The sequence below is a fragment of the Streptomyces sp. SAS_281 genome, assembly GCF_052542855.1.
The window spans coordinates 1-21,093 of record NZ_JBMNDO010000133.1; the positions used below are offsets into that span (position 1 = coordinate 1).

The 21,093-nt window shown below is 73.0% G+C and carries 17 protein-coding genes; 10 read left to right on the forward strand and 7 right to left on the reverse strand.

From position 1 onward, the window contains the following. Nucleotides 1–43 precede the first annotated feature (43 nt). Nucleotides 44–427, reverse strand: coding sequence for a cold-shock protein (locus ACN6LM_RS32860; RefSeq protein WP_018101528.1), 384 nt, complete (start codon nucleotides 425–427; stop codon nucleotides 44–46). Between the two features lie 224 nt (nucleotides 428–651). Between ACN6LM_RS32860 and ACN6LM_RS32865 the strand changes: the two genes are divergently transcribed. From ACN6LM_RS32865 to ACN6LM_RS32885, 5 genes are all read left to right on the forward strand, one after another. Then, nucleotides 652–876 (forward strand): hypothetical protein, encoded by a 225-nt coding sequence (locus tag ACN6LM_RS32865; protein ID WP_164399890.1) that lies wholly within the window; start codon nucleotides 652–654, stop codon nucleotides 874–876. Between the two features lie 96 nt (nucleotides 877–972). Continuing rightward, entirely contained in the window at nucleotides 973–1,371 is a 399-nt protein-coding gene (locus tag ACN6LM_RS32870) for a DUF6507 family protein (protein WP_445069044.1), read from the forward strand. Between the two features lie 5 nt (nucleotides 1,372–1,376). Beyond that, complete coding sequence (locus ACN6LM_RS32875; protein WP_445069045.1) at nucleotides 1,377–3,638, forward strand: hypothetical protein; 2,262 nt, start codon at nucleotides 1,377–1,379, stop codon at nucleotides 3,636–3,638. Nucleotides 3,639–3,647: 9 nt separating this feature from the next. Next, complete coding sequence (locus tag ACN6LM_RS32880) at nucleotides 3,648–4,310, forward strand: hypothetical protein (RefSeq protein WP_445069046.1); 663 nt, start codon at nucleotides 3,648–3,650, stop codon at nucleotides 4,308–4,310. Nucleotides 4,311–4,479: 169 nt separating this feature from the next. Next, nucleotides 4,480–5,841 (forward strand): DUF6177 family protein, encoded by a 1,362-nt coding sequence (locus ACN6LM_RS32885; protein ID WP_445069047.1) that lies wholly within the window; start codon nucleotides 4,480–4,482, stop codon nucleotides 5,839–5,841. Here ACN6LM_RS32885 and ACN6LM_RS32890 read toward each other — a convergent pair. Together ACN6LM_RS32890 and ACN6LM_RS32895 are read right to left on the reverse strand one after the other, a co-directional pair. Next, a complete protein-coding gene (locus ACN6LM_RS32890) occupies nucleotides 5,817–6,443 on the reverse strand; it encodes an HAD family hydrolase (RefSeq protein WP_445069048.1) in 627 nt (208 codons plus the stop codon). The genes ACN6LM_RS32885 and ACN6LM_RS32890 overlap by 25 nt on opposite strands. Nucleotides 6,444–6,488: 45 nt before the next feature. Next, nucleotides 6,489–7,943: a hypothetical protein gene (locus ACN6LM_RS32895; RefSeq protein ID WP_445069049.1), complete on the reverse strand. Its 1,455-nt coding sequence runs from the start codon at nucleotides 7,941–7,943 to the stop codon at nucleotides 6,489–6,491. Between the two features lie 84 nt (nucleotides 7,944–8,027). On the opposite strand from ACN6LM_RS32895, the gene ACN6LM_RS32900 reads away from it, so the two are divergent. The 3 genes from ACN6LM_RS32900 to ACN6LM_RS32910 all read left to right on the forward strand — a co-directional run bounded on the left by ACN6LM_RS32900 (nucleotide 8,028) and on the right by ACN6LM_RS32910 (nucleotide 12,169). Next, nucleotides 8,028–10,472 (forward strand): helicase-associated domain-containing protein, encoded by a 2,445-nt coding sequence (locus ACN6LM_RS32900; RefSeq protein ID WP_445069050.1) that lies wholly within the window; start codon nucleotides 8,028–8,030, stop codon nucleotides 10,470–10,472. Between the two features lie 140 nt (nucleotides 10,473–10,612). Beyond that, complete coding sequence (locus tag ACN6LM_RS32905) at nucleotides 10,613–11,197, forward strand: TetR/AcrR family transcriptional regulator (protein WP_445069051.1); 585 nt, start codon at nucleotides 10,613–10,615, stop codon at nucleotides 11,195–11,197. 213 nt (nucleotides 11,198–11,410) lie between these two features. Beyond that, complete coding sequence (locus ACN6LM_RS32910; protein ID WP_445069052.1) at nucleotides 11,411–12,169, forward strand: SDR family NAD(P)-dependent oxidoreductase; 759 nt, start codon at nucleotides 11,411–11,413, stop codon at nucleotides 12,167–12,169. Between the two features lie 57 nt (nucleotides 12,170–12,226). Here the strand turns inward: ACN6LM_RS32910 and ACN6LM_RS32915 are convergent, their stop codons facing one another. Continuing rightward, the gene (locus ACN6LM_RS32915) at nucleotides 12,227–13,102 is read right to left on the reverse strand and encodes a hypothetical protein (protein ID WP_445069053.1); all 876 of its coding nucleotides are present in this window, start codon (nucleotides 13,100–13,102) and stop codon (nucleotides 12,227–12,229) included. Between the two features lie 4 nt (nucleotides 13,103–13,106). Further along, nucleotides 13,107–13,526: a hypothetical protein gene (locus tag ACN6LM_RS32920; protein WP_445069054.1), complete on the reverse strand. Its 420-nt coding sequence runs from the start codon at nucleotides 13,524–13,526 to the stop codon at nucleotides 13,107–13,109. A gap of 177 nt (nucleotides 13,527–13,703) precedes the next feature. Between ACN6LM_RS32920 and ACN6LM_RS32925 the strand changes: the two genes are divergently transcribed. Next, a complete protein-coding gene (locus ACN6LM_RS32925) occupies nucleotides 13,704–15,347 on the forward strand; it encodes a DNA repair helicase XPB (protein ID WP_132902774.1) in 1,644 nt (547 codons plus the stop codon). A 19-nt stretch (nucleotides 15,348–15,366) separates the two neighbouring features. Here ACN6LM_RS32925 and ACN6LM_RS32930 read toward each other — a convergent pair whose 3' ends face one another. Next, nucleotides 15,367–15,537: a hypothetical protein gene (locus ACN6LM_RS32930; RefSeq protein ID WP_185992977.1), complete on the reverse strand. Its 171-nt coding sequence runs from the start codon at nucleotides 15,535–15,537 to the stop codon at nucleotides 15,367–15,369. A gap of 360 nt (nucleotides 15,538–15,897) precedes the next feature. Between ACN6LM_RS32930 and ACN6LM_RS32935 the strand changes: the two genes are divergently transcribed. After that, a complete protein-coding gene (locus tag ACN6LM_RS32935) occupies nucleotides 15,898–17,961 on the forward strand; it encodes a HelD family protein (protein ID WP_445069055.1) in 2,064 nt (687 codons plus the stop codon). 56 nt (nucleotides 17,962–18,017) lie between these two features. Here ACN6LM_RS32935 and ACN6LM_RS32940 read toward each other — a convergent pair whose 3' ends face one another. Beyond that, nucleotides 18,018–20,654 carry a glycoside hydrolase family 9 protein gene (locus ACN6LM_RS32940; protein WP_445069056.1) on the reverse strand — a complete coding sequence of 879 codons (2,637 nt, stop codon included), beginning with the start codon at nucleotides 20,652–20,654 and terminating at the stop codon, nucleotides 18,018–18,020. Nucleotides 20,655–21,093 lie beyond the last annotated feature (439 nt).

The window sequence follows — 21,093 nt, forward strand, 5'->3', positions numbered from 1 at the left end:
GGGTGCCCCCGGCGGGGGGCCCCCACCTCGCGCTGTGTCGCGGCTACACGTCGAGCTGGTCCGCCACCGCCCGCAGCAGCCCGGCGATCTTGGCACCCGCCGCCTTGTCGGGGTACCGGCCGCGCTCCAGCATCGGCGTGATGTTCTCCAGGACGGTGGTCAGGTCCTGGACGATCGACGCGAGTTCGTCCGGCTTGCGGCGCTGGGCGGCCGCGACGGACGGGGTCGGGTCGAGGATCGACACGGAGAGCGCCTGGTCCCCGCGCTGACCGGCGACCACGCCGAATTCGACGCGCTGGCCGGGCTTGAGAGCGTCGACCCCGGCCGGGAGCACGGACGAGTGCACGAAGACGTCGCTGCCGTCGTCGCGGGAGAGGAAGCCGAAGCCCTTCTCGCTGTTGAACCACTTGACCTTGCCAGTCGGCAAAGCACGCACCCCATCTCAACCCGTATGCCGGAACGAATGCCCTCAGCAGGTCAGGCCGTCCTGTGGTCGTGCTCCCCTGCTGGCTGAAGCCTCCACAGGGGAAGTACCCCTCGTCAAGCCTGGTCATCCGGACTGTGTCCGGAAACGGCACCTGCTTCACCCGGACACGGTTGCGCCCGCCACCCGGAGCCGATTCCGCGGTGCTCGGGAACTACCCTGACGGGGTGAGTACCTCATCTTCCGGCGCGGGCGACCGGCTGGTCCGGATCGGCGCGATCGTCTTCTTCATCGGCGCCCTCTCCACCCTCGCCACCATGGCCCCGCTCTTCCTCGGCACCCATCCCCTGCCGTCCATCGCCTGGTCCCTCTGCATGCTGATGGGCGTCGGCTTCCTGATCGCCGCGGCAGGCGTCATCCGCTCGGCGCGGGCGGGGTCGCGGGAGGGATAGCCGCACCCTGCCGCCTTTGGCCGGAAATGCGTTGCACTTGCAACGTACCCCTTGGTAGAGATGGAGTTCCGAGCAGCGCCGGACCGGGGGGACGCCATGACGGGATGGGACATCGATCCGGGCGGGGTGGAGTCGATCCTGTCCCTGGTCGGGCTCGCCGCGAAGGACCTGAGCAAAGACGTCAGGGGCTACGGCAGGAACGTGGAGGACGCGGCGTTGTCCGCGGGGACGATCAGCGGTCCCTACTGCGGTGAGGCGCCGGCAGGTCCGGTGGGCGCCGCCGTCGTCAACTTCGTGTCCGACACGCAGCACAAGATCACGTTCATGGCGGCCCGGGCCGAGAAGTCGATGGACGGCACGGTCAAGGCCACCACCGAGTACATCGAAGGCGACCTCGCCATGGCGGCCCGGGCCCAGCGCGAGGCGGCCAAGGCCCCCACTCCCGCCGAGCTCAGGGCGGCCGGGAAGCCGTCCGCCGAGCGCGACGGGAAGTAGCCGCCGTGATCCAGCCCGGCGGCATTCCTCAGTACACCGGCGACTTCGCCCAGTTGGAGAAGGCCGCGTCCGGTCTCCGTACGCACGCCATCGGCATCCGTACCAGCGGGAAGGACGTCCATTCCCGCTTCCAGGCGACGGCCGGTTACTACAAGGCGCCCGAGGCCGACCGGCTGTTCTCCTCCACCCAGCCCGTGATGGACACGGCGGAGGAGTTCGCCACGGACATCGAGTCGCTCGCCGACGCCCTGGACACCTTCATCCACGAGGCGAAACCGCACGCGGACCGGCTCAAGCAGCTGAAGCATGACGCGATCGACTTCGTCCATGGCGTGGAGGGCGACGACGACTGGACCGAGGACCGGAAGAAGCTCGACGAGCACCAGGCCCTGATGGACGACGTGGCCACGGCACAGAACGGCTTCCACGAGGCCGAACGCAAAGCCGCGAACGCGATCGAGGCGATCAGCCCGGCCATGTCCAGGCCGCGCTGGACCGCCGACGACGGCTCTCACGGGCCGCGTGCGTACGGCCCCTCCGAGGACCTGCTCGCGGGGATGAAGAACCTGCCGTGGGGCAGCCCCGAGGAGCGCACGTACGAGCGCTGGAGCCTGGGCTGGTGGGGCCACGGGGCCAAGAGCTGGGCCTGGGACGGCCTCGCCAAGGACAGCATCTGGGGCGGCATCGACGGCCTGGGCACGCTGGCGGGCTTCCACGGGGAGAACGCCCGCGACGAGGCATGGGACGGCTTACGCAGGACAGCCGTCGGCGGGTACGCGTACGGCATGGACGCCCTGGGCCAGGGCGAGCACCTGTCGGACTGGCAGCGGGAGAGCGAGGCGTACGCGAAGGAGTTCGCCAAGCAGCTCGTCGCGTACGACGTCACGCCGGAGGACCCGGCCCGGGGCCACGCCATCGTCTCGTTCAACATCCTCACCCTCTTCGCAGGCCCGCTGGGAGTCGCCGCCAAGCTCGGCAAGGGCGGAACGTTCGCGAAGGCGGCGGGCACCGTGGCCCGGATCGGCGACGCCCTGGACCCGCTCGGCGGTGCGTTCAGGGCGGCCAAGGCCCTGTCGGACCTGCCCAAGGTCTCCCAGGTACTCGCCGACGTCAGCGACCACCTCCGCATCCCGGCCTCACGCTTCCCCGACGGCGTCCTGGACCTGGACCACCGCTACCGCATCGACAAGGACGGCAACTTCGTCCCCCTCGACCGCGAGGGCAACCCCCACCTGGAACCTGCGCGGCGCGAGCCGGCGGCGGAGAGCCGGACCGGTGACGAACGCCCGGACCACCGGGAACCGGTCGCCGCCGGAGGCCACGCACCCGACGCCACGGCCCACGCGGGCGACGGGCTGCCGCCGCGTGGCGACCACAGTGCGGGCAGCGGGACGCGCGGACCACACGGTGATGGCCTCGCAGGAGCCGACGGCCCACGAAGCCATGGCGACGGCTCCGGGAGCAGGCACACCGGCTCCGAGGGCACTGCTTCCGGCCACGGTGACGGGCCGCCCGCCGACACGGATGGCGGACCGGAAACCCACTCCCGAGGGCACGGCGAACCAGGCGCGCCCGGTCTGCGCGCGGACATCGATCCCGCTGGGTACGTGACTCGGTCCGACGACTTCGCGGCGGCACGATCGGGGCCGCTCGAAGTCCGCCAGGAGGCCGCCCTCCTCGATGAACTGGACCGCGCGAAGATGAGCGCGGCCGACCAGGAGAAGGTGATCGCCGCGCTGCGCAAGGACCCCTACGGAGCAGGCGTGGCCGAACTCATCAACCGGGGGCATCTACGCGGATCGGAGCGGTACGCCAAGATACTCGACATGTGCAAGAAGGGGCCTTCGAGGAGCGACCCGCACGGCAGCATGGTCCCTGCCGCCCACATGGCCCTCAGGCAGGCCACCGAACTGCAGAACCGCGGTTTCACTCGCATCGGGTTCGAGTTCGGCGAAGATACGGACGTCTGGGACATCGACGTCTACACAAGAGACGCCTCCGGGGCCATGGACTACGGGTATCAGCTCAAAGACGTGAACAGCATCAACAAGGTCGGCACCGCAGCCAAGAAATCTGCCGACCAGCTGATCTACGACGGGCTGAACCATCGCGTGGCCATTCTGGATGTCCATCAGCCGATGGGAAGTCTCACCCGCCATGCTTTTAGAGATGTGGAGAAAGCCTCCCGAATGGCCGGAGCCACCTATCTCGTCCGCTTCGAGGACGGAGCGATCATCGTGCCGCCCGACGGCTCGGTCTTCCCGTAAGGAACGCGCATGTCCACGCTGAAACGCGCCCCCAAACACGTCGGGGCCTGGTACTGGGAACTCGAGGAGATCACCCCGGAGGGGCCTGAACGCGACGTAGTCGCCGCGACTCTGACCGCCGCGGAAAGGTTCGCCGAGATCCTTCGCGCCTACGAGTTGCTGGAGGCGACGAGGGTCGAGCAGGCCTGGTACGTCCCGGGCCGGGGGCCGACGGGGCTGACAACCGCACTTTCCCTGCCCGTGACACCGCTCGGCGACCCCCAGGTCACGGAACGCGTACTCGGAAGTCGGCCCTGCGGCTTTCCGGACGCCCTCATCGGGAGCATGTACGTCAGCGGACCGGGGACGTGGTACGACGCCGAAGGGAAGGCGCGCAGGGAGCCCGGACTCATCAAGATGTGGCTGCTTCCGGACAGCAACGGGATCTCCGTCGAGGTATCCGTCCACCATGACATCTGGGGCTGGTTCGATTTCTCCGGCCGCCCCCACCCCGAGGTGCAGAAGCGCAACGCTCCGCGGCTGGCGGGCGCGCTTGAGGACATCACGTCCCACTTCGGCGTACAGCCCGAAACCGGTGAACCAACATACTTCGGCCACGCCGTCGGTTACGGCATCTCTACCGATGACGCGGATGAGAACGGCATGGGCCTCGACGTGACCGACAGACTGTGAGCGGATCCGTAAGGGCGCCGGCGTGAGCACCTCGACTCCTGTCGGCGAGTGGGGGTGGAAAGCCGACGGTCCCGTCCGACCTGTGGAATCACCGTCCCTGGACGCCCTGGAGGAGCTGTCCGGCCGGTACTGACCGCATCGCGCGCCATCCCTCACAAGACGGAGCAGCATGACCCAGGACGTCATCGCCCTCACGCCTCGGATGCCCGACACCAGGACGCTGCTGGCCGGGCTGCACGCGGGCGGCCCCGATCTGCGGGTGAACCAGGCCGGGGACGGGGCCGTCGTGCGACTGTGCGCGGACTCCGGGCAGACGTTGGTCTCCCTGGAAGCACCCCGGTATCTCCAAGTGCCCGGTGAGGTCGACAGGTTGCTCGGCAAGGGCGTGTGGGACGAGTCGCCCGTGTGGTGGACCGAGGCGCGGGCGTCCAGTGCGGCGGCGGAGGCCGCGCGGCTCGCGGGGTCCGTCGCGGGTCGGCTGGCAGCGGTGCTCGGGGGCGCCGTCTGGCCACCCGGGGCCGGGCACACCGAAGTGGTGCCCGACCTCGCGGGGCTCCGCGGCGATACGGCTCCTCCCGGCGTCGACGTGCTCACCGCGAGGGCGGCCGTCGTCATCCAGGGACGCCCCGTCGTGGCCGCGACCACGTGGCTGACCGATGTCGCTCGTAACGCCGTACGCACCGGGCGGGAACTGCAACTCGTCACGCCGCCGGGCACCCGGCTCACGTTCCCCCTTCACACCCTGCTCGACGGGCTGCCGTCGCGCTGGGTCGTGCGAGACCCGGCGTGCGGCTATTACGACGGCCTCTCCGGGGCCGTACTCGACTGGCACGACGGGCGCTTCGACCCCGTCGACAACGGCACGCCCCGGATCTCGGACGCGTTCCGGCAGCCTGCCGGGGCCGAGGGGGAGCACCAGCTGATCCTCTCCCTCCGCACGATTCATCCGGCCGACGACCGCCTCACCCTCGGCCGCGCCCTGGAGCTGGCCTGGCGCACGCTCACGGGGGCGCCGCCCGCCGGGTGGTCCACCGCTGAGCCGGTCAACGTGCCTTGGTCGCCTCGCCAGTTGACCGAACTCGCCCGCGGGCGCGCCCAGCGGTCCTTGCCCACCTGGGTGGTGGCCGTCGGCGGTGCCGGTCGCCCCTCGATCGCTACCGTTCGGGTGTCGCACACCGCTGCCGGCGTCGAGGAACGCGCCACGATCGTGCTCGGCTACGGGTCCGGCCACGACGTGCCGCTGGATCTCGTGCCGGAACTCGCGGCGTACCTGGCCACGGGGCACGGCCTCGCGACCATGGTCACCCAGCTGCGTTCCGCCCGGGCCGACCTGAGCACTCCGGCCCGGCACGAACCGCCTCCGGTGCCGGTCTCCCTCGCCCTCGGGCCCGACGCCGTCGCCGATCTCGGCCTCGCCCGCGCCCGTGAAGCCGTCGCCGGTGTGACCCCCCTCCGTCTGGGGCCGGCCATTCGGCCCGGCCTGCACTTCGAGCTCGGGGGACGTGGTCAGGACGCCGTGCGCTTCGCGTGAGCCTCCAGCCAGGCGGGCAGCTCCGTGAGCGAGGTGAGGACCACGTCCGCGCCCGCCGCACGCAGTTCCTCCGCGTCGCACGGGCCCGTCGCGACGGCCACCGAGACGGCGTTCGCGGCCCGGGCGCCGCGCACGTCGCCGACGTGGTCGCCCACGTAGACCGTGGCGCCGTGCTCCTTCAGCGCCACCGCCTTCTGCTCGGCCCAGAGGTCGCCCACGACGACGTCCGGCTCGATGCCGAGGTGCGCCAGGTGCAGCTTGGCGTTCGGCTCGTACTTGGCGGTGACCACCATCGTCCGGCCGCCGATCGCGCGGATCGCCTCGACCGACTCCCGCGCGCCCGGCATGGCGAGCGCCGGGGCGATGGCGTGCGAGGGGTATATCGCCCGGTACCGGTCCGCCACGGCGGACACCTGGTCGGCCGGGAACCAGTGCGCGATCTCCTGTTCGAGCGGCGGGCCCAGGCGGCTCACCACCAGGTCGGCGTCGATCGTGACGCCGGTCTCGGCGGCGAGCACCAGGAAGGCGGCCTTGATGCCGGGGCGGGAGTCGATGAGCGTCATGTCCAGGTCGAAGCCGACCGTCAGCGGGGAGGAAGTCATGCCTTCCATTCTGAACGCCGTACGGACCCGGCCGGGCGGCCCCCTCTATCGACGCCTCGCCCGCCACACCAGGAACAGCGCCGAGGCCACCGCCGCCGCGCGGACCGTGATCGGCCATACGTCACCCAGCGCGTCCCGCATGCCGTGTTCCGGGATCGGAGCGCCCCAGCGGCCGTCCATACGGCCCCAGAGCCAGACCAGGGCGGCTACCGCCACCGCGCCGGGGAGGCCTATCGCGGCCCACTTGGCTTCGGCGCGGGAGAGTGTGCGGGAGCTGTACGCGAGCAGCCAGCCGCCCGCCAGGGCGAGCAGGGAGCCCATCGCCGCGCCCACCACGAGGAGGGCCGCCGCCAGCAGCAGTACCGGATGGCCGAGGCCCCGGCGGGGGGCCGCCTGGGGCGCCGCCGGGGCCGGGCGGGCGCGGCGGAACCGGCGGCGCGGCTTCTCCGGAGCCGCCTGCGCCTCCGGCTCCTCCTCTTCCGGGGCCTCGTCCTCCGTCTCCTCGTCCGGTTCCTCCTCCGCCTCCGCCTCGGGCGGCCGCAGCAGCGCCGGGATCTCGACGCCGCCCCGGAAGCCCGGCACCTCCGTCCCCGGCCCGAACTCCCCGAACGCACCGGGTCCGGTCTCCCCGAACGGCCCGGGTTCGTCCCGCCACCAGTCGCCGTCACCCGCGTCCGGACCGACCTCGTCCATGCCCAGCCGATGCGGGGCGGAGGCGTCCGGGTCCGCCTGGGCCGGGACGGAGGCGCCCGGGGCCCCGGCGTCCCGGTCCGCCCGCCGCAGGGCGAAGGCCCCCTTGCCGACCCGGCGCACCGAGGCACCCCTGCCCGGACCGGGCGGGGCGGAGGCGCCCGAACCCTCCCCGCGCGAGGCCGACGCCCCGAGGCCCCCACGGCGCGCCGCCGAAGCCTCGTCGCCCGACCGCCGCGCCGCACCGCCCGGGTCCGCCCGGCGCGGTGCCTCGTCGCCCGACCGCCGCGCCGCACCGCCCGGGTCCACCCGGCGCGGTGCCTTGTCGCCCGACCGCCGCGCCGCACCGCCCGGGTCCGCCCGGCGCGGCGCCTTGTCGCCCGACCGCCGCGCCGCACCGCCCTCGCCCGAACCCTCCCCGCGCGAGGCCGATATCCCGCGGCCCCCACGGCGCGCCGCACCGCCCGGGTCCGCCCCGCGCGGTCCCGTCGCATCCGGGTCCGCCCCGCGCCGCCCCCCGCCCGGGAGACGCGCGCGGCGCGGTTCGGGGATTTCCGGGGGGGCCGGCGTCTCCGGGGCCCCCGCCCGGGCCGCCGCCGCGACCAGTTCGTCCGGGGTGCCCAGGGTGCCGATGATGCGGCGGACCTGGCCCGGGGTGTGCGCCCGCTGGGCCGTGCGCCGGCGGTCGATCTCCGTCCGAAGCTCCGCCACCAGCCTCATCCGGGCGCCGGACGGCAGCTGTTGCTGCTGGGCCAGGTCGCCGACCCGGCTCAGGTAGTCGTAGACGAGCTGGTCGCTCTCGATCCCCACGCGTCGCTTCCCCTCGGTTCCCCGCCACGGCCTGCACCGACGGTAGCGCCCTCAGGGCTGTCCGGAGCGGCTACCGTGGGTCGGATGGGGACGACCACACCACCGCGGACGCTCGCCGAGGCCCTGCGCGCCCGGGACGACGAGTCACTGGCCGGGCTGCTGCGGGCGCGGCCCGATCTCCTCTCCCCCGTGCCGGGCGACATCACGCAGCTCGCCACGCGCGCGGGCACCCGTGCGTCCGTCGTACGTGCCCTGGAACGGCTGGACCGGTTCGCGCTCCAGGCCGCCGAGGCGCTGGCGGTCGCGCCCGACCCGGCCCCGTACGGGACGCTGCTCGGGCTGCTGACCGGGGACGGGCAGGACGACGGCGAGCAGCGCGACGACATGGGCGCCGCGATCGTGGCGGCGCTGCCCGGCGCGGTCGGGACCCTGCGCGAGCAGGCGCTCGTGTGGGGCGAGGACGACCGGCTGCGGCTCGTACGCACGGCGCGGGAACTGCTGTCGCCGTCGCCCCAGCACCCCTCACCCACCGGTCTCGGGCCGACCGTCGCCGAGGCCACCGCGGGGATGTCCCCCGGCCGGCTCCAGGAGATCCTGACGGCCGCCGGGCTGCCCGCCACGCACGACCCGGTGTCCGCGGTGGCGGCCCTGACCGGGCTGTTCACCGACCGCGCCCGGATGGGCGAGCTGCTGGACACCGCGCCGACGGAGGCCCTGGCGGTCCTGGACCGGCTCGTGTGGGGGCCGCCGTACGGGGAGGTGACGCCGAATCCGGCGCCGCCCGTGACGTGGCTGCGGGACCGGGGGCTGCTGCTGCCCGTCTCGACCCGGACCGTCGTGCTGCCGCGCGAGGCGGCGCTGCATCTGCGGGCCGGGCGCGCCCACCGGACTCCGGAGCCCCGGCCGCCGGCCGTGGCCGCCGTCGCCGAACGCGATCCACAGGCTGTGGACAGCGCGGCGGCCGGCCAGGCGTTCCTTGCGGTGTCCACCGTCGAGGAGCTGCTGAAGCACTGGAACGGCGGCGGCCCGGCCGTCCTGCGCGCCGGCGGGCTGAGCGTCCGAGAGCTGCGGAAGACGGCCGCCGCGCTGGACGTCCCGGAGCCCGTCGCCGCGTTCTGGGTGGAACTCGCGTACGCGGCCGGGCTGCTGGCCTCCGACGGCGAGGCGGACGAGCGGTACGCGCCGACTCCGGCGTCCGACGAGTGGCTGGACCTGCCCGCGCAGGAGCGCTGGGTCACCCTCGCCACGGCCTGGCTCACCGCCACCCGGACCTCCGGCCTGGTCGGCGGCCAGGACGCGAAGGGGCGGGCGCTGTCCGCCCTCGGCTCCGACCTGGACCGTTCCGCCGCACCCGAGGTGCGCCACCGGGTCCTCGCCCTGCTCGACGCGCTGCCGGCCGGCACCGCGCCCGACCCCGAGTCCGTGCTGGCCCGGCTCCGCTGGGAGCGCCCGCTGCGCGGGGCCGCCGCCTCCGAGGGGACCACGGATCTGCGGTCCCGGATCGCCCTGTGGACGCTGAACGAGTCGGAGCTCCTGGGCATCACCGGGCGCGGCGCGCTCGCCTCCCAGACCCGCGCCCTGCTCGCCGAGGGGCCCGCGAAGGCCGCCGGCCTGCTCGCCCCGCTGCTGCCGGAGCCGCTGGACCACGTCCTGCTCCAGGCCGACCTGACGGCCGTCGCGCCCGGCCCGCTGGAACGCCCGCTGGCCGACATGCTCGGCACGCTCGCGGACATCGAGTCCAAGGGCGGGGCGACGGTGTACCGCTTCACGCCCGGGTCCGTCCGCCGCGCCCTGGACGCCGGGCGGACCGCCGCCGACCTGCACGCCTTCCTCGCCACGCACAGCCGTACGCCGGTGCCGCAGCCGCTGAGCTATCTCATCGACGACGTGGCCCGCCGCCACGGGCACCTCCGGATCGGCGCCGCGTCCTCGTACGTACGGTGCGACGACGAGACCGTGCTCGGCGAGATCCTGGCCGACAAGCGGTCCGCCGCGCTGCGGCTGCGCCGGATCGCGCCGACGGTGCTGGCGGCGCGGGCCGATCCGGCGTCCCTGCTCGACGGGTTGCGCGAGATGGGGTACGCGCCCGCCGCGGAGTCCGCCGACGGCGACGTCCTGATCACCCGGGCCGGCGCCCACCGCACCCCGCCCCGCTCCGCGCCCGCCCCCGTCCCCGAGGGCCCGCCCGTGCCGGACACCACGCTGCTCGGCGCGGCGGTCCGGGCGATCCGGGCCGGGGACGACGCGGCGACGGTGGTCAGGGCCCAGCCGGAGAGCGGACCCGCCGCGCCGCCCGGCGCGCTGCCCCGCACCACGCCGGCGGAGACCCTGGTCACCGTCCAGGCCGCCGCGATGACCGGCTCCGCGGTCTGGATCGGCTACGTCAACGCGGACGGCGCGGCGAGCCAGCGCGTGATCGCCCCGGTCCGCGTGGAGGGCGGTTACGTCACGGCGTACGACCACACGGCGGACGAGATCCGCACGTATCCGCTCCACCGGATCACGGGCGTGGCGGAGCTGGCGGAGTAGGGCGGCCGGGGGCTCGCGAGGCAAGGCCGTCGCCCCTTCCCGCCGAACGACTCCCCGGCTTCCGTGCGGCGGCATGCCAGGTCTCGCCGCGACGCGCGATTATTTGACCGATCATTCCAGAAAGTCTTATGGTCTTCGATGTGGCCAGGACCAAGGAATTCGATCCGGACGCCGCGCTGCAGTCGGCCCTTGAGCTGTTCTGGCGGCGCGGCTACGAAGCGACGTCACTGGCGGATCTCGTCGAGCACCTCGGCATCGGCCGCGCCAGCATCTACGCGACCTTCGGCAACAAGCACGAGCTGTACCTGAAAGCCCTGGACCGGTACGCCGAGACGCGCGACCCGGTGCTCCTCGCCGAGCTGTCCCAGCCGGGCCCCGCACTGCCCGCGGTGCGGGCGGTGGTGCGCCGCTTCGCCGCCGAGGCCATCTCCCCGGAGGGCCGGCTGAACGGCTGTTTCGTCACCAACACCGCGGCCGAGCTGGCGCCGCACGACCCGGCGGCGGCCCGCCGGGTGGAGCTCAGCTGGGAGCACGTCGAGACCCTGCTGCACTCCGCGCTCGTACGGGCCCGGGCCCAGGGCGAGCTGCCCGCGGAACGCGATCCGCGCGCACTGGCCCGCATGCTGCTCGTCCTGCTCCAGGGGGTACGGATCGTCGGCAAGGCGTCGATCGATCCCGACCGGGTACGGGACGCGGCCGAACAGGCCCTGACCCTCCTGGACTGACCCGCACCGCCGACTCCACCGGGCCGCTTACGCACGCCCAAATAATGAACCGATCGGTCAAATATCGGGAGGGCACGCCCGCCCCACGTGCTGCCCGCGTCGCCGCCTCGCCGGTCCCATGCCCGTTCCCCGGCCGCGGCAGGAGCCGCTCTCGCAGCCGTCGCCTTCCGCACCACCGCATCACGTAATCCATCACTCAAGGGAGTCACCGCGATGAACCGCTTCACCGGCAGGACCGTCCTCGTCACCGGCGCAGGCTCCGGCCTCGGCCGCGCGATCGCGCTCGCCTTCGCCACCGAGGGCGCGTCCGTGGTCGCCGCGGGACGCACCGCGGCCTCCCTGGACGGGACGGTCGGTCTCATCGAGGCCGCCGGCGGCACGGCCATCGCCGTCACCGCCGACGTCACCGACTCCAGCCGGCTTCAGAACCTCGTACGCGAGAGCGTTTCCCGCTTCGGTGGACTGGACATCGCGGTCAACAACGCCGGGATACTCCGGGGCGCCGTACCCGTCGGTGAGGTGAGCGAGGAGGACTGGGACGCGGTGCTCCGGACCAACGTCACCGGTGTCTGGCTGGCCATGAAGCACGAGATCGCGCACATGAGGCGAAACGGTGGCGGCGCCATCGTCAACATCTCCTCGAACCTGGGCGCACACCTGCGCACCCCGAACCTCGCCGCGTACATCACCTCGAAGGCAGCGGTCTCCGCGCTCACCCGCGCCGCCGCTCTCGACCACATCCACCAGGGGATCCGCATCAACGCGGTCAGCCCCGGCGCCTCCGCCGCTCCCATGTCGCTGCGGCCCGGCGAGACCGAGGCCGACCGGGCCGAGCGGGTGAAGACGCAGAATCCGCTCGGCCGGGTCGCGGAAGCCGAAGAAGTAGCGGCCGCGGTGCTCTATCTCGCCTCACCCGCGGCCGGCGCGGTGGTCGGCGCCGACCTGGTCGTCGACAGCGGATCCTCGGCCTGACGGTTCGCGGGCGTCGGCGGCACCCTTCCGCGTGCCCGCGCCGCCGCGCGGGCACGCTCACTTCTGCATCAGCACCGCGCACAACGTGCGCGAACCGCTGAAGACCGTCCAGTCGAGCGTCTTGCGGCCGGTGCGCTGAGGGCATTGGCCGTCACTCACCAGCGCGGTGATGACCATGAGCGCGTTCTGGCCGGTCGGCACCTTCGTCCGGTCACAGCCCCAGACGGTGAACAGCTGCCCGGTGCCCTTGATGCTCCCGTCCGCCTGCTTGGTCAGTGAGGCGGGGAAGCACTGGCCCGTGGCGAACCGCCGGTCCAGGCACAGGGCGATGGAGGACCCGTCGGCGTTGACGTGTCCCCAGCCGTGCCGTCCGCCGCCCTCGGGGCAGTTGCCGGCGGACGTGGTCACCATGGTCACCTGCGTGAAGGCGAAGCTCGCCGCGCAGTCGACGGCCTCGGGCCGGTCGTGGTTCAGCTTGCCCCAGCCGGAGTCGAACACGTTGAGGCAGGTGCCGACCCGGACGGACGCGAACGCCAGGTCGACGGGGCTCGGCGGGTCGGGCGTGGGCGTCGGCAGGGGCGTGGGCGTCGGGCTGGGCGTGGGCGTCGGTGTGGAGGTCGTCTCCTCGTGATCCGGCGCCTCCCCGTCGTCCCGGCTGTCCGGCGACGGATCCCGGTGCGGCCTGGACGACGGCTCCGACACCACGGAGGCGGGCTTGTCGTCGCCCCCGCCCTGCTTCTGCCACGGCTGCCACAGGCCCATCAGGAGGACGATGCCCGCCAGGCCGATCAAGACCGCGGACGAGGCGCTGACGAAGTAGGTGCTGCTGATGTCCCGCCCGGCCATCGTGATCCGGGACCGCCCGGACGCCCGCGCGTCCATCCGGATGCCGCCGTCGTCGGCATCGTCCGAGTCCCCTCCTGCGTAACTCAAACGATCACCCCTTCGTGATGTTGACGTCCCGCCCGGCCATCGTGACGCGGGAGCGGTCGGATGCCTGCACCTTCATGGTGACCGTCCGCGGAGCCGCGTCCTCGGCTCCGGCCGGCCGCAGATCGTCCAGCACGCGCCGGAGCTCGGGCACCAGCTCCGGATGGGCGGCCAGCAGCTGCTGCAGCCGCGCCGCCCACTCGGTGACGAGGCCCTGCTCCAGCGCCTCGTTGCCGGCGCGCCGTGCCGTGAGCGCGGCCGCGCGGGCGTCCGTCAGATCGGCCGCCACCCGGTCCGCCCGGTCCGGCTGCACCCGGCTCCAGAGATCGGCCAGCGCCTGCCGGGCGCGCTCCCACCCGGCCGTCGCCAGGCCGTCCACCAGCGTCGACGCCGCCTGGCCCGCCAGGGCCGCCAGTTCGATCTCCATAGCCCGCTCCCTGCGTTCACTCGCCATCGGGAGAACGTGTATATCGCCCAGGACGCGGGGGCGTCGGGGATTTGAGGAGTTCCTGAGCATGTACACGCATGTGACCCGGGCCCACGACACACCGCCCCCGCATGCGGCACACTGGAGGTTTCCCCCGAGCCGAAAGGGCCCACGCGCGTGAGCGGACCCCTCATCGTCCAGAGCGACAAAACGCTCCTCCTCGAAGTCGACCACGAGCAGGCCGACGCCTGCCGCCGGGCCATCGCGCCGTTCGCCGAGCTGGAGCGGGCGCCCGAGCACATCCACACGTACCGGTTGACCCCGCTCGGGCTGTGGAACGCCCGCGCGGCCGGGCACGACGCCGAGCAGGTCGTGGACGCGCTCGTGACGTACTCCCGCTACCCCGTACCGCACGCGCTGCTCGTCGACATCGCCGAGACGATGGACCGCTACGGCCGCCTCACCCTGTCCAAGCACCCCGTGCACGGACTCGTCCTGACGACGACGGACCGGCCCGTGCTGGAGGAGATCCTCCGGTCGAAGAAGGTCCAGCCCCTGGTCGGGGCCAGGATCGACCCGGACACCGTCGCCGTGCACCCCTCCGAGCGCGGCCAGGTCAAGCAGACGCTGCTCAAGCTCGGCTGGCCCGCCGAGGACCTCGCGGGGTACGTGGACGGCGAGGCCCACGCCATCGAGCTGGACGAGGACGGCTGGGCGCTGCGCCCGTACCAGCAGCAGGCCGTCGACGGGTTCTGGCACGGCGGGTCCGGCGTCGTCGTGCTGCCCTGCGGCGCGGGCAAGACCCTCGTCGGGGCGGGCGCGATGGCGCAGGCCAAGGCGACCACCCTGATCCTGGTGACGAACACCGTCTCCGCCCGCCAGTGGAAGCACGAGCTGGTGAAGCGGACCTCGCTGACCGAGGACGAGATCGGCGAGTACAGCGGGACGCGCAAGGAGATCCGGCCGGTCACGATCGCCACCTACCAAGTGCTGACCACCCGCCGTAAGGGCGTCTACCCGCACCTGGAGCTGTTCGACTCCCGCGACTGGGGCCTCGTGATCTACGACGAGGTGCACCTGCTCCCCGCGCCCGTCTTCAAGTTCACCGCCGACCTCCAGGCCCGCCGCCGCCTCGGCCTGACCGCGACCCTGGTCCGCGAGGACGGCCGCGAGTCGGACGTGTTCTCGCTCATCGGCCCCAAGCGGTTCGACGCGCCGTGGAAGGAGATCGAGGCGCAGGGCTACATCGCCCCGGCGGACTGCGTCGAGGTCCGGGTCAACCTCACGGACTCGGAGCGCCTCGCGTACGCGACCGCCGAGGCCGAGGAGAAGTACCGGTTCTGCGCGACGACCGCGACGAAGCGGAAGGTCACCGAGGCGCTGGTGCGCAAGCACAAGGGCGAGCAGACCCTGGTCATCGGGCAGTACATCGACCAGCTGGACGAGCTCGGCGAGCATCTGGACGCCCCGGTGATCAAGGGCGAGACCAGCAACGCGCAGCGCGAGAAGCTGTTCGAGGCGTTCCGGCAGGGCGAACTGAACGTGCTGGTGGTGTCGAAGGTGGCGAACTTCTCCATCGACCTGCCGGAGGCGACGGTCGCCATCCAGGTGTCGGGGACGTTCGGTTCGCGCCAGGAGGAGGCGCAGCGCCTGGGCCGGGTGCTGCGGCCGAAGGCCGACGGGCACGAGGCGCGGTTCTACTCGGTCGTCGCGCGCGACACGATCGACCAGGACTTCGCGGCGCACCGCCAGCGGTTCCTGGCCGAGCAGGGCTACGCGTACCGCATCGTGGACGCGGACGAGCTGCTGTCGGAGAGCTGAGGGAGGCGCGGGGGTGCGGTCAGCGTCGCCGCACCCCCGCCTCCTCCGCGTACTCGCCGAGGACGACGACCCCGAAGGCGGCCTGCGCGAAGACCTTCACGGCACGCAGGGCGCCGGAGGCGCGGTTGTGGGGGTGACCGGGGGCCGCGGTGGCGCCGGTCCTTCTCGGGTCAAGGGTGACGGTGCTCATGTATCCATGGTGCTCCGCACGGGTGCGCCGGGGCGTCGCCCCGCAGACGGAAGCCCGACGCCGCCCGCGTACGCCTCCGGTCGCACGGCGTCCCCTACGGGAGGGACCACCACACCCCCGTAAAACCATTCGCGCCCACCCCCCGCCCCCCGGTACACTCCCCGGTCTGCCCGCCTCCCGCACCGTGGTACCGGCGGCCCCGGAGGGGCCCTGCCGGCAGCCGGGGGAGCGCCGCCGACCGGACGGAAACCGGCCGACAACCGTACGCACGATCGATCCCCGAGCGGACCGCACGCGCCCCGCAAGCGCCGGAGGCGAGGAGCGGTCCGCCGTCCTGCGTTGAATGCCGGAGGCAACACCGTGCCCGCGCACGAATTCGAGAGCGATTCCACCACCGACCCCCTCGCCCATGAGCGCGCCCATCTCGCGGCGTCCCGCGCCGCGCTGCGCGCCATGCGGGAGGACGCCCAGAACCTCGACATCCGCGACGTCACCGCGAACTGGGTGAACGCGGCCGTGCTCCAGGCGCAGATCGACGAGCGGATCAAGTCGCTCGCGGACCTGGCGCACACCCCGCTGTTCTTCGGGCGCCTGGACTACCTGCACGTCGTCGGGGCGGAGGAGGCCGAGGGGGCGGAGGGCGAGCAGTTCTACATCGGGCGCCGCCATGTGCACGACGCCGTGGGCGACCCGATGGTGATCGACTGGCGCGCCCCGGTCTCCCAGCCGTTCTACCGGGCATCGCGCAAGGACCCGCTGGACGTCGGCCGCAGGCGCCGCTTCGGCTACACGGGCGGCGACCTCACCGCGTACGAGGACGAGCACCTGACCGATCCCGCCGAGGCCGAGCAGACCAGCAAGCTCCTCCAGGCGGAGATCGAGCGCCCCCGCGTCGGGCCGATGCGGGACATCGTGGCGACGATCCAGCCGGAGCAGGACGAGATCGTCCGCAGCGAGCTGGGCGGCACGGTCTGCGTGCAGGGAGGGCCCGGCACCGGGAAGACCGCCGTGGGCCTGCACCGGGTCGCGTACCTGCTGTACGCGCACCGCGAGCGCCTGGCCCGCACCGGCACCCTCGTCGTCGGCCCGAACCGCTCGTTCCTGCACTACATCGAGCAGGTGCTCCCGGCCCTCGGCGAGCTGGAGGTCAAGCAGGCGACCGTCGAGGACCTGGTGACCGCGCAGATCGAGGTCAGGGGCACGGACGAGGCCCCGGCAGCCGTCGTGAAGGGCGACGCCCGCATGGCGGAGGTGCTGCGGCGCGCGCTGCGCTCGCACGTCACGCCGCCGACCGAACCGGTGATGGTGGTGCGCGGCTCGCGGCGCTGGCGCGTTCCGGCGTACGAGATCGAGGAGATGGTCCAGGAGCTGCTGGCCCGGGACATGCGCTACGGCGCCGCGCACGAGGCGCTGCCGCAGCGCATCGCGCACGCGGTCCTGGTGCGGATGGAGCAGGCGGGCGAGGCACCCGACGACCGGGTGCAGAATTCGGTGGCCCGCAACCCCGCCGTGAAGGCGGCCGTCAAGGCGATCTGGCCCGCCGTGGACCCGGCGAAGCTGGTCCTGCGGCTGCTGTCCGACGCGGAGTTCCTGGCGGAGCACGCGGAGGGGCTGCTCACCGAGGACGAGCGGAAGGCGATCCTCTGGGCCAGGCCCGCGCGCAGCGTGAAGACCGCCAAGTGGTCGGCGGCGGACGCGGTGCTGATCGACGAGGCGGCCGACCTGGTGTCGCGTACGCACTCGCTCGGCCATGTCGTGATCGACGAGGCGCAGGACCTCTCCCCCATGCAGTACCGCGCGGTCGGCCGCCGCTGCTCGACCGGTTCGGCCACCGTCCTCGGCGACCTGGCGCAGGGCACGACGCCGTGGTCGACGCAGAGCTGGGAGCAGGCGCTGAGCCACCTGGGCAAGGCGGACGCGGTGGTGGAGGAGCTGACGGCCGGCTTCCGCGTGCCGCGCGATGTGATCGCGTACGCCTCCCGGCTGCTCCCGGTGATCTCGCCGGGGCTGGCGCCGGTGGAGTCGGTGCGGGAGGCGCCGGGTTCGCTCTCCGTGCGCGAGGTGACGGAACTGGACGCAGCGGTCGTCGCGGCCTGCGAGGAGTCGCTGACGCACGAGGGGTCGATCGGCCTGATCGCCGCCGACGCGCGCATCCCGGCCCTGGCCGAGGCGCTGACGGCGGCCGGGCACACGTGCCTCTCCCCCGGCCAGGAGACGACCGCCGAGACCCGCCTGACCCTGGTCCCGGCGTCGCTGGCGAAGGGTCTGGAGTACGACTACGTGGTGCTGGACGAACCGGCCGCCGTGGTCGACGGCGAACCGGACGAACGCACGGGCCTGCGCCGCCTGTACGTGGCGCTGACCCGTGCGGTCTCCGGACTGACGGTGCTTCACTCGGCGCCGCTGCCGGCGGAGCTGGCGTAGCCGGGAAGTGAACGGGGGCGGGGGGACCGTTGTCCACCCCCGCCCCCGCCCGGTCATCAACCGGCGGCGCAGGCCCGCCCGTTCAGCTTCACGGTGCCCGGGTCCGCCGCCGGGCCCGTGCGGCTGCTGTTGAACCCGAAGTCGATCGAGCCCCCGGGCGCGATCGTCCGGTTCCAGGACAGCGGGGTCGCCGTCACCGTCCTGTCGTACTGGCCGATCTCGGCGCTCCAGGTGTGGCTGAGCTTCTGGTCACCGGGCAGCAGCCAGGTCAGCGACCACGGGGTGACGGGCTCGGTGCCGGTGTTCTTCACCGTGACCGTGGTGGTCGAGCCGGTGCTCCACGGGTGCGAGGAGTACCTCACCTCGCAGGCCCGCGCCGGGCCCGTGGCGTCGCCCGCGTCGTCCAGGTAGGAGGCGATGTAGGCCAGCGGGGCGTTCCAGTTGATGGCGACCTCGTTGGTGGCGTACGAGCCGTTGTCGTCCAGGTAGCACATCGCCGCCGCGCACCCCTTGAGCTTCGAGGCGGCCTCCGGGTCGCCCGAGGTCGGGGCGGTCAGGTTGGGCCCGCCCGCGAGGGATCCGGCCGGCGGGTGCGGCAGGGACGGGTCGGACTCGTGGGCCCAGAACCGGTGGTGCTGGTTCTGGGAGTACCGCTCGCCGTAGCCGGTGACGTACGACTGGTTGAGCGGGTTGCGCCCGAACAGGTAGTCCGCGCCGCGCAGCACGGCGTCCCGGTAGCCGGCGTCACCGGTGAGGTCGGCGGCGGTGGCCAGCACGATCATGTTGTTCAGGACCTGGCTGTTGGAGCCCCAGGCGTAGTTCTGGTCCTTGGGCGCGTACGGCACGCCGTACAGCTGGTCCTCGGTCTGCGCCTTGTAGCGGTCGGCGGCCGTCGTCACGACGTTCCGTACGTCCGCGAGCTGCGCGGCCGTCAGGTCGTTCGGGACCGTGGCCAGGGTCAGCACGCCGAGCCCGGCGGTGCCGCCCCACCAGATGCCGCCGTCGGCGGGGAAGGCCGCGTCCACGTCACCGTGCAGCGGCGAGTCCAGCAGCGCCTGCCGGTACGTGTCCTTGCCGGTCGTGGTGAACAGCTCGGCGGCGGCCCAGTAGAACTCGTCGCTCACGTTGCTGTCCTCGTACGTCCCGCCCCCGACGCCGTCCGCCGGGCTGGCGAGCACGTCCGGGTGCGCCTTCGCGGCGGCCCACGCCGTCTCGGCGGCGGTACGGCACCGAGCGGCGAAGTCCGCGTCGAACGGGGCGTAGAGGCGGGCGCACTGGGCGGCCGTCGCGGCGAGGTTCAGGGTCGCGGCGGTCGTCGGCGGGTGCAGCTCGCGCTGCTCCGGGTCGAGTTCGGGGCGCATCGGGATGCCGGTCCAGTTGGCGTCGTGCACCTTGTGGTGCGCCATGCCCGCCAGCGGCTCCCCGGCGGGGACCTGCATGCGCATCAGGAAGTCCAGCTCCCAGCGCGCCTCGTCCAGGATGTCCGGCACGTCGTTGCCGTGCTCGGGCACCCGCAGCGCGCCGTCGCCCAGCTCGGCGGACTCCGCGCCGTCGGCGGTCAGCGTGCGCTCGTAGGTGTCCATCAGCTCGGCGACCGCGATGCCGCCGTTCACGACGTACTTGCCGTGGTCCCCGGCGTCGTACCAGCCGCCGCGCACGTCGAGCCGGTAGTCGCAGACGCCCGCCTGGCACGGTACGTCCGTGTCGCCCTTGTTCGGCGCGACTCCGAGGTGCCCGGCCGGGCGCGCGTACTCCTCGCCGACCAGGTCCGCGTCGATCGCGATGCCGCTGCGGTTCTGGTAGAAGTACGCGAGCGAGTCGGACCGGAGGCTGTCGTACAGGTCCGCCCGGATCGAGAAGGGCTCGCTGACCTGCCCGTCCGCCTCGATCGTGAAGCCGTCACCGGTGGCGGTGGCGTCGCTGAAGTCAAAGGTGTGCACGTTCTGCCGCGAGGTCGGGTCCTCGCCGCCGGGCGTGGTCGTCCCGCTCGCGACGGTCGCCCCGCCGGCCGCCTTCAGCGTCCACGGCAGCGGATCGGTCGCGTCGGTGACCAGGGTGCCGGTCTTGGGCCCCTTGGGCAGATAGCCGACCTGGTTGACGCGGACCGGCGACCCGGTGTCGGGCACGTAGACGGGCGGCTCGGCGCCCCCGCGCAGCGACACGTCGTCCACGCAGAAGGTCGCCGCCTCCGCGCCCCCGCCGACCTGGAAGGCAACCTGCGCCCCGTCCAGGTCCGCGGCGGCGGTGAACACGTGCGTGTAGGCGGTCGCCTCGGCGCCGATGTGATCGGTCGCGGAGAGGTCGGTGGTGTACGGCTCCGTCGCCATCTGCACGTTCGTGTGGATGGACAGCGGTACGGTCGAACTCGCCGTGTACGACAGCGTGTACGCCTCACCCGCGACGAGCGGGATGTCGTTCTGCCCGATGATCGCGTCCCACGGGTTGGCGGTCCCGCCCGGCACGTCGGCACACAGCCGCCCGTCCACGACGGCGACGGGCGCGTTGGCCGTCGACCACCAGGGCGCGGTGCCCGCGGAGAAGTCACCGTTGGTGATCTGCTCCGGAGCGGGGTCGCCGTCGGCGGCGACGGCACCGGGTGCGGTGAGGATGCCGCCGCAGAGGGCGGCGACGGCCAGGACACCGAGCGCACGGCGTCTGCGCCGGACGGAGGAGGGCGGCGGGGAGGCGTTCACCAGGGGCCTTTCGTCGTGGGGACGGAAGAATGATGGGAGCGCTCCCACGACGAACGGGCATGCCGGGGAGGCGCGCCATGGGAGCGTTCCCATCACCGCGAGGCCATTGTGGGTCGAGTGGCGCCGGTTGCGCCAGGGTCATGACAGCCCGGCGTTCCACCGCGCCCGAATCCGAATGCCCCCGCGCACCTCGTCCCGCCCTGGCCCGGCCCGGCCGCCGACTCCAGCACTGCCGACCATCCCAGGGGTTCGAGGAGCGGGGGCCGGGCAAGATCAGCCCCTCCGGCGTTTGAGGAGCGGGGGCCGCACAACACCAGCCCCACCGGCGCTTGAACAGCGAGGGCCGCACAACACCAGCCCCACCGGCGCTTGAACAGCGGGGGCCGCACAACACCACCCCCTTCGGCGCTTGAACAGCGGGGGCCGCACAACACCAGCC